Source organism: Trichocoleus sp. FACHB-6 (assembly GCF_014695815.1).
Lineage (GTDB): Bacteria > Cyanobacteriota > Cyanobacteriia > Cyanobacteriales > FACHB-T130 > Funiculus > Funiculus sociatus.
In genome coordinates this window covers 1-8097 of sequence record NZ_JACJOY010000046.1, presented here as the reverse complement: position 1 = coordinate 8097, position 8097 = coordinate 1, and the positions used below count along the sequence as shown (strand labels likewise).

Below are 8097 nucleotides of genomic sequence, written 5' to 3'. Positions count from 1 at the left end.
AATTACTGGGGTAAGCTTTACTCATAACGCTCTCTCAGTGCTGTGTACTACATATTCGCAGCTTACACTGAGTGAGCTTTTTTGCTATCTAACCGACTTTTAAAACATCCTCTTAAAAGTTTCTAAGCTCTCAGACAAAACTTGGACAACTATTTTCCCTTATTTGAGAGAAGTTTTGATAAAACAGCCCGATAATCGTCCCAAACCATTATTTGACCGTAGATAAGCTGACCCAATCCCTGTTGGGCAAGGAGGCGTCAAAACCAGACAGCGAAGGGCATCTATAATTTGCGGATAGGTCTATTGAGGCAATGATTTTGCTATCGGGGCTGAGTCCCACGCTGTAGGGCTGTATTTTGTGTCCCTTAAGGATTATTCTCTTTTTGTCGTCCAAATTCCAAAGTCTCACTGTACTGTCGTAATAGCATAAGGCGATTGTTCTGCCATAGGGGCTGAAGCTACCCCTATGTAGTTCAGAGCGACATGACACAAAAGTTTTAAGCAAAGTACGATTACGGTTCCAAAGATTCAATGTCTTGCTCTCATGAACTGAAGCTTTTGGATCGCTACTAACTGAAGCCAATATTATGCCATCTGGACTGAAACCCACATTTGTAGTGACCGAAAAGTCCTACCTTTCGAGGGTTTTGAGCAAGGTGCCATCACTGCTCCAAATTGAACTGTACCGTCCTTAGTGATTAAGGCCAGCATCTTGCCATCAGGGCTGAAACTCACATGATACCCTTCCCAACGGTTACACTCTCTGACCCCATGAACTGCCTGCTTTAGCGCAAGCACAACCAGCATTCGGGTTTGAGCTAGTCGCTTCCCCTTGAGCACATACAATTTCTTAGGAGAGCGATACTTGAGTAGCATAGAATTTGATACGCGATCTAACACAAGCTAGGAGCCATTGAGCTGTCTGTGCATATTATAGTCTGTCAACAATTTGCGCTAATCCCTTGCTATATAGTAGTACCCGCCATTAGACAGTACAAATCAGGAGCCTTAACTTAGTACCATTCAGCCATATGGGGCTTAACTTTGCGGAAATCAACTCACTTGTGGAAAACAGTAAACAGCAAAGCAGACTGCCAAAGTTTATGCAGCAACTTAGGTTTCCAGGAAACTTGAGGCGACTAATAATTGTCTTCCTGCTGGTTATCGCGTTAATTTTTATCCTGTTTCCGAAGCCAGTTACTTTATCTTTTGTTGTATCGAAGAATGAAGTTGAATATTGGAGACCACTGATCGATCAATTCGAGGCTAAGAACAAGAGTATTCGTATTGACCTAGCAAACCTTAGTAAGACTAAGCCAGTAAATCCAGCTGACACCGATCGGTTAAAAGCAACCTATATCGAAGGTTTTGAGGGTAAGTCACAGCCTTTTGACCTGATTTACATGGACATTATCTGGGTTCCCGAGTTTGCCGAAGCGGGGTGGCTGATGGATCTTACCAAGGAGCTTTCGCAGCAAGAATTTAAAAAGTTAGAATTAAACGAATTTCTGGTTAGTGAGGTCGATAATGGGTACTATAACGGCAAGCTGTATCGGATTCCCTTCCGCACTGATGTAGGCGTGCTTTACTACCGTAAAGATTTGCTCAAAGAGGCAGGATACTCACCGCCAGAAACTTTTGAGGATTTGATAAAAATTTCCCAAGCACTGCAAAAACAGAAAAAAGTTCCTTGGGGCTACCTTTGGCAGGGTCGGCAAACGGAAGCACTTGCAGCAATGTTTGTTGAGGTGCTTAAGGGCTATGGTGGCTTCTGGATTAAAGATAAAACAGTAGGACTTGGTCAGCCAGCAGCAATACAAGCAGTTGAGTTTTTACGCAGCACGATGAAGCAGGGTATTTCTCCCGAAGGTATCACTACCTACGAAGAAGAATATACCCGCCGCCTATTCCGAGATGGTCAAGCAGTTTTTATGCGTAACTGGCCCTTTGCCTGGACTTATGCTAGCAGTCCAGGATCTTCTGTTCGTGGCAAGATTGCTATTAAACCTATGGTTCATGCATTAGGAGAAAGCAGTGGTGCCTGCAAAGGCGGCTGGGGCTTTGGCATTGCCAAAACCACAAAGCACAAAAAAGCAGCCTTGCAAGCAATTAAGTTCTTCACTAGTGCTGCGGTTCAGCGCCAGTTTACCTTGGCATATGGGTCTGTGCCAAGTCGTCGAAAGCTGTTTTTTGAGCCAAAAATTGTTGCCAGATACAGCCATTACCCAGAACTGCTGAACGTGATTGACAAATCTTGGGTTGCACGTCCACGCATTCCTCAATATGCACAGGCATCGGCTATTTTACAAAAATATCTTGGTGCGGCTCTTAATCCTGATGAGAATGGATATCCCAGCCCTCAAGAGGCAATGAATGCCGCCGCTCAGGAGACCCAAGAGCTATTGAAGGATATGTAATTAATTGTTTGGTGAGTTATTATTCCTTATCTCTACTGTGCCGTCAGCACTAGCGGTGGCTAAGTAATTATCATCTGTTGGGCTAAAGACAATGCCTACTAAGCTATTCTTGTCTGGATCGCCCTTGTTGGGAAATGTTTTCACTGAACGACCATTGGTTGTCCACACTTCTACAGTGCCATCAGTACTAGCTACGGCGATGTATTTCCCATTCGTAGGACTGAAGGCAACTGCCACTACGTTATCTTGTGGCAAGAATATAGCTTTTTGGTCCTTGCTATTATGTGTTTGCCAATTCCACACCTGTGCTTTGTTGTCCGAACTGGTCGTCGCTACATATTTCCCATCTGGGCTGAAGCTGACATTGATGATGTAAGTGTTGAGATTTAAGTGCGCGATCGCCTTGGGGCTGCTGCTGGTCATGTCCCATACTTGTGTAGTGCCGTCAGCACTAGCTGTAGTTAGATAATTATTATTTGTCGGACTGAAGGTAACATCAACTACATCTTCTGATGGTAGAGATATTGTTTTTTGGTCATATTTGTGTGCTTGCCACTCCCACACTTGTGCTTTATTGTTCAAACTGGCTGTGGCTAAATACTTTCCATCTCGACTAAAGCTGACAGCCCTTACGTAAGTCTTGTGTCTTAGAACCGCGATTTCGTTGCGGCTGTTCGTGTCCCATAGGTGTACCCTACCATCAGCGCTGGCAGTAGCTAGATATTTTCCATCCGTGCTGAAGTTAAGTGCTACTACAGGAAAGGGATTTGTATGCTGTAGAGTTTTGAAGCTGCTGATGCTACCGTTTGGGGTGATCTCCATCAAGCCTGCGGTAGAATCCAAACTAGCAGTGGCTATTTTCCTCTGATCTGGACTGAATTTAACAGCTACTACGCCATCTTCGTGTGATTGGCAAGCAACTTCCTTAAAGCTATTTCCCTTCACTTCCAATACTCGTACTGTGTTGTCCAAACTGGCTGTGGCTAAATATTTCCCATCCGAGCTGAAATCGATGTCACTGACATCGGTAGCAGGCAAATCGCAGGGTTTCGGGGGAACGAATTCGTCAAAGACGATCTTCCCTATCCACACACCTACCAATAAGATTATGGAATATCTAAAGATCGCACGATAGAGAGAAGGCTGTTGAGACCGTGGAAACATTTGCCTTCTCTCAATTGGTCTAGATGAACGACGACCCAAATCTTGCCAAGAAGGCGGCACCGCAGCGGGATTCTGGAAAATCACCGGCAACCAACTGGCACAGGGAAAGTTATCCTCTAAACCATGCAGCTTTTCTCGCGCTTCCCGCTCTGCCAAATAGAAAGACTTGCCAGAAGCCAAAGCCGCCAGAAAATCAGTTAAAAATGCCTGTGCCACTTCATCGGGCACCGGCTCGCGCATGACAATTATTTGCCCAATATGCAACTGTTCTAGCTCCAGCGCCAATCCCAACCCATCACAAGAGTTGAAAATCGCCACCTGCAACCCGTTCGCAACGGCATTTCTCAGGCCATAACTGAGTTCTTTAATCGTTAAGCTATCCGTCTGATTGATATAAATGCGACCCGTGTCACCTTCACTATTGCTATGACCCGCAAAAAAGAGGATATCCCAAGGTTTGTTCCATAGCGAATCGCTGATATCCTGGCGTTGAGGCTCTACCAGAAAGGTCGTTGCGGCATCGGGTAAATTTTCTAGTAACTGCCGGTCTGTCTGGACATTTATACCCGCACTATTGCCCAGAATCGCCAAGATTCTCACTTTATCTCGGTAAGTGGGCGTTTTCAATGAAGCTGGTTGTTCAGATTCTGGGGCACTGAATGCCACTTCCGCTAGTCGGTAATCCTCAATCAAATCCCACAGATGCCAGGGAAGTTTCCGCAATTGCACACTAGAGGTGCGAATCAGTACCCGTACTTCGTCAGAGGGCGATAATTGTTGGAGCCATTTCTCCCGAATCGGCCGGAAAGACTCTGAAACAAGCCAGTTATTCAAGCGCTTTCGCAGCTCAATAGCACAGTTATAGCAGCCCTCACGCCACTGGTTAATGGAACCCCCATAAACAATTTTTTTTGCTTTGATTCGGAACGAATTCCCAAAACTGCGATAGGCTGACTGCCACTGGTCAATTGCTTTAACCAAATCGGTTGCTCTTGGCAATTGCCCAGTAACTTCTATTGAAGGCCGCTCCCCCTCTGCCCCAATCTCCAGCGTGACCCGAACTCCTTGTTCCAAATCACCATCTAGCTTCAAGACAACTAACTTTCTCATGACCAGCACCCTGTACGAGTGTTCTTACCTTCAGATGACAAAATTTTCGCTCACGCTAACATTCCCCAAAGCTACCTTGACGGTGAAACATTCTCCCGGAAAACCGCTAAACTGCAATTGAATGAAATTATTGCTGCTTCTCGTTTGGGCTTCCATTAGCACGGCACCCTCCTCATCCAGTGCCATCAGTTGGAGATTTGGCGGTAAATAGATTTGACCGCTTGTGGGACGCACCTCCACCAATATGTTCATTTCTTTATCATTTTCTGGAGTAAGCGCGACGACTAAAATTACTGACTGGTCAGCCAGTTCTATCCCCAAGTCGATCCGCTTACCCCTCTCAACACTAGCTTCCGGAGTGCTTCTAAGACTCAGAGCTAGATTAGCCCGTTGGGTACCTAAAAGTGCTTCCATTGACTGCCAACTCGGCTCAAAAATGTTCTCAAACCATTGACTTAGGTTTACCCGCATCTTGACTGATTGGGTTTGGCCGATCTGACGAATGTGTAAGAGCAAATCTTCGAGCGATCGCAAACAGCCCACAGGTAGCTCACCGCTTTCTGGAACCGTTGGGGTAAATCCTAGTAGCGTTGCTTCTCTCAACGATTTGTCAAACTGTACCGCGACATAACCAATCCGGTCTGACCAAACTTCCGGCGGAATCTGGACAACAGAAGTATCTGGCAAGACGGGACAACACTCTAATTTACCCTTATTGGGGATGCACAAATCGGCGACATCCATAAAGGTTTGCATCACTGGGTTACTGCTCTGACTAGCTTCCCAATCAGTCTTTATTCCCATACAACGCAGGTAGAAATTCACCGCAGACACCGCCAACGCATTGAGATAAACCTGTTTGGCTTTCTTCTGACTGCTTTGCTGTCTGCGAAACTGTTCTGCCTGACGATGGGCATCCGAGCTTAGAGGTACGGTAAAAGTTAAACATTTCGATAGGTTTTCCATCATTTATTTGTCTCTGAATTAAGTAATATTATTGAGATAATATTCTTTCAAATTTGCAGAAAATTTATTTAAACAACGGTAGTAAAAACTACTGATAGTTGGAATTTTTATGCCAAATTCTGCTGAAATCTGTTTCCAGGAATTTTCCAAAATTCGCCGTTTCGCTATGGCTCGGAAGTTAGCTTCTGGATGGTTTTCTATATGTTCCTTTTGAAAAAGGTTGTCTGGGTCTGATTCTATATATTCGGTAAGAATTTCATTGAGAACTGGAGGTAATTCAGGTACTGCAAAATTATCCAAGTCTGCAAGGGTCATTTTTTGAATGCTGGGGCTGCCTAAGATTTTCGGAATGGCTTCTTTAAAAAATCGCCGCTCCAAGAGAACATTGGCCCATGCCATCACGCTTCCGCGTTCCGGGTCGTACTTGTCAATGTTTTGGCAAATATAAAGTAACAGTTCTTGTCGTGCCTCATCATAAATATCTTCATAAACACCTGAAAATTGACCCCGCTGCGGACGGCAAAGCCTGCCTGATTGCAGAATTCCATTCAGGAGCTTCCTTAAAGCTAGCTGCCGTCCCTGAGTCAACGGTGGATGCTGCTGGGCGCTCTTGGCTAGCTGTTTAAGTTGCTCATCTAGTTCATCAAACGCCGTCTTATTCATTTAAGACACCAAAAGTTATTGAACAGCCGATGCGAACCTCTATCTATTTCTCAGATACGAAACACGAATTTTATGCGAAACGCTGTTTATTGTTACAAAGATTTTCAAAGGCGTTTAGTACAACCAGAACATCGATCTGGTGCCAACTACTGCTGTTGAGAGAAATTCCTGCGGAAGCTTTTGAGCCTAGCTAAGACTTAAGGGAGCACCGTTCTTTGGAGAGGATAGTCCGAAGATGATTTGCCAGTAATTAGCTACCAGTCCGGATTCCTGTCGGGTGGCTCAAACTCAGGTCACGCACCGTTGTTTTAGGGTCATCATGCACATATAAGACCACACCCACACTTCCAAACGCTGGTGCTGTCATCGTTTCCTCCGGCGTCACGACGTGGATACGTCCATCTCTTTCGCTCCTATCATATGGGTAGGCACGTTCTTGCTCTATCTCTACCATGACTCTGGATACTCGGCGTGGGTTGGAAGCCCTCCGCTAGCACAACCCCACGACGCTCTGGATGCCCAGAAAATGTGAGCCGTCGGAGTGATAGGCGGTGCTGTATCCAAGGAGCCGGCCGGAATAACCATGATCTTGCCGTTGCGCGTTAGACGCGGGACTGGACACCCACAATGACCGCAAAACCATTTCCAAAGGATTGCGTGCCCTGGCTCCAAGCCCAAAAGCAGCTAAGTCTAGTTTTGCTGCTTTAACGACACTAATATGTCTCCACGACAATTAAAAAGTCACTGTACAAAATTACGCGATCGCATCAATGCTTTTGCCACCGTTGTTGGAAACCTGCAACCCATTCTGGCTCAAGTTCCCACATTTATCGAGCAAGCGGCGATGAGTGTTGACCCCCAAGAAGAGGACGTTCTGATCTCGGAATTTGAGCAGCTACTCTGTCCTCCACCTCTACATCCGGCCTTAGAAGAGATGGTGGCAATGGACGTGGAGGCCTGACTTAGAAGATATCCGTAAGCCCATTTCTCAGACTCCTGTTACACCAGAGACGATTGAGCAGCTATTTACGACTTCAGCAATTCTTAGGTCTTGTGGCGCATTGTTGGAAAGCAAGGCCAACCGCACCTAGCAGCTTACTTACAAAGGGCGGAACTACAGCGTTACTTTTTTTCCAGAAGTATTTGATGACATGCCTTCGCTGCGGTTGATGAGTTTTGAGAAGTCCTTATTTGAGGAGTTGTTGAGTAGGTTCAACTCCTGGGCTGGGTTGTAGCCAGGACTATTGAAGGGAGAGTAGTCAGCACCAGAGGAAATTTCTCAACTGTAAATACTCAGCGGAGCGCGGTATACCGCGCTCATCAAGCTCTCTTTCGTTTGTTACTCCTTAGACAATCCTTGAGCCGTCTTACAACTTGCTTTGGTAACGCGATCGCCCAGAGCTAATAGCCTAGACTCAGCACTACCGGAAATTTTTCAACTGGAAAGACTCGATGAGCGCGGTATACCGCGCTCCGCTGAGCTCTCGGTAGTTTGTTACTCCTTAGACAATCCTTGAGCCGTCTTACAACTTGCTTTGGTAACGCGATCGCTCAAAACTAATAACCTGGACAGGAGTTACGCAGTTGGTACAAGAGTCAGCCAAGGAGCCGCTAAGTAGGAACGCACCGCCTCCCGAACAATACTGGCTTTGGACTCATACCAACTAATGCCAGTATTAAACCAATGCATCTCCAGGCGTAGAAACGCTCGAATCGCCAAACCAATGTGATTGCGTTGAGCACGAGAAGAACGCACTTGGGCTTTTTCAACCCCACA

The 8097-nt window shown here is 45.9% G+C and carries 6 protein-coding genes and 1 pseudogene; 2 read left to right on the top strand and 5 right to left on the bottom strand.

What is annotated here, in order from left to right:
- Positions 1 to 1064: 1064 nt before the first annotated feature.
- Positions 1065 to 2417, top strand: coding sequence for an ABC transporter substrate-binding protein (locus H6F66_RS08555; RefSeq protein WP_206755774.1), 1353 nt, complete (start codon positions 1065 to 1067; stop codon positions 2415 to 2417).
- On the opposite strand, the gene H6F66_RS08550 is transcribed toward H6F66_RS08555, so the two are convergent.
- The 4 genes from H6F66_RS08550 to H6F66_RS08535 all read right to left on the bottom strand — a co-directional run bounded on the left by H6F66_RS08550 (position 2418) and on the right by H6F66_RS08535 (position 6992).
- Positions 2418 to 4691, bottom strand: a complete 2274-nt coding sequence (locus tag H6F66_RS08550; RefSeq protein WP_190420215.1) for a CHAT domain-containing protein — start codon at positions 4689 to 4691, stop codon at positions 2418 to 2420. It abuts the gene before it with no gap.
- Between the two features lie 30 nt (positions 4692 to 4721).
- Positions 4722 to 5660 carry a DUF1822 family protein gene (locus H6F66_RS08545; RefSeq protein WP_190420213.1) on the bottom strand — a complete coding sequence of 313 codons (939 nt, stop codon included), beginning with the start codon at positions 5658 to 5660 and terminating at the stop codon, positions 4722 to 4724.
- 15 nt (positions 5661 to 5675) lie between these two features.
- A complete protein-coding gene (locus H6F66_RS08540; RefSeq protein ID WP_190420211.1) occupies positions 5676 to 6320 on the bottom strand; it encodes a sigma-70 family RNA polymerase sigma factor in 645 nt (214 codons plus the stop codon).
- A gap of 447 nt (positions 6321 to 6767) precedes the next feature.
- Positions 6768 to 6992 carry a GFA family protein gene (locus tag H6F66_RS08535; protein WP_199295286.1) on the bottom strand — a complete coding sequence of 75 codons (225 nt, stop codon included), beginning with the start codon at positions 6990 to 6992 and terminating at the stop codon, positions 6768 to 6770.
- Positions 6993 to 7038: 46 nt separating this feature from the next.
- Between H6F66_RS08535 and H6F66_RS27605 the strand changes: the two genes are divergently transcribed.
- Positions 7039 to 7281: a hypothetical protein gene (locus H6F66_RS27605; protein WP_199295285.1), complete on the top strand. Its 243-nt coding sequence runs from the start codon at positions 7039 to 7041 to the stop codon at positions 7279 to 7281.
- A gap of 615 nt (positions 7282 to 7896) precedes the next feature.
- Here the strand turns inward: H6F66_RS27605 and H6F66_RS08525 are convergent.
- A pseudogene (locus H6F66_RS08525) lies at positions 7897 to 8097 on the bottom strand (IS701 family transposase); the annotation flags it as partial.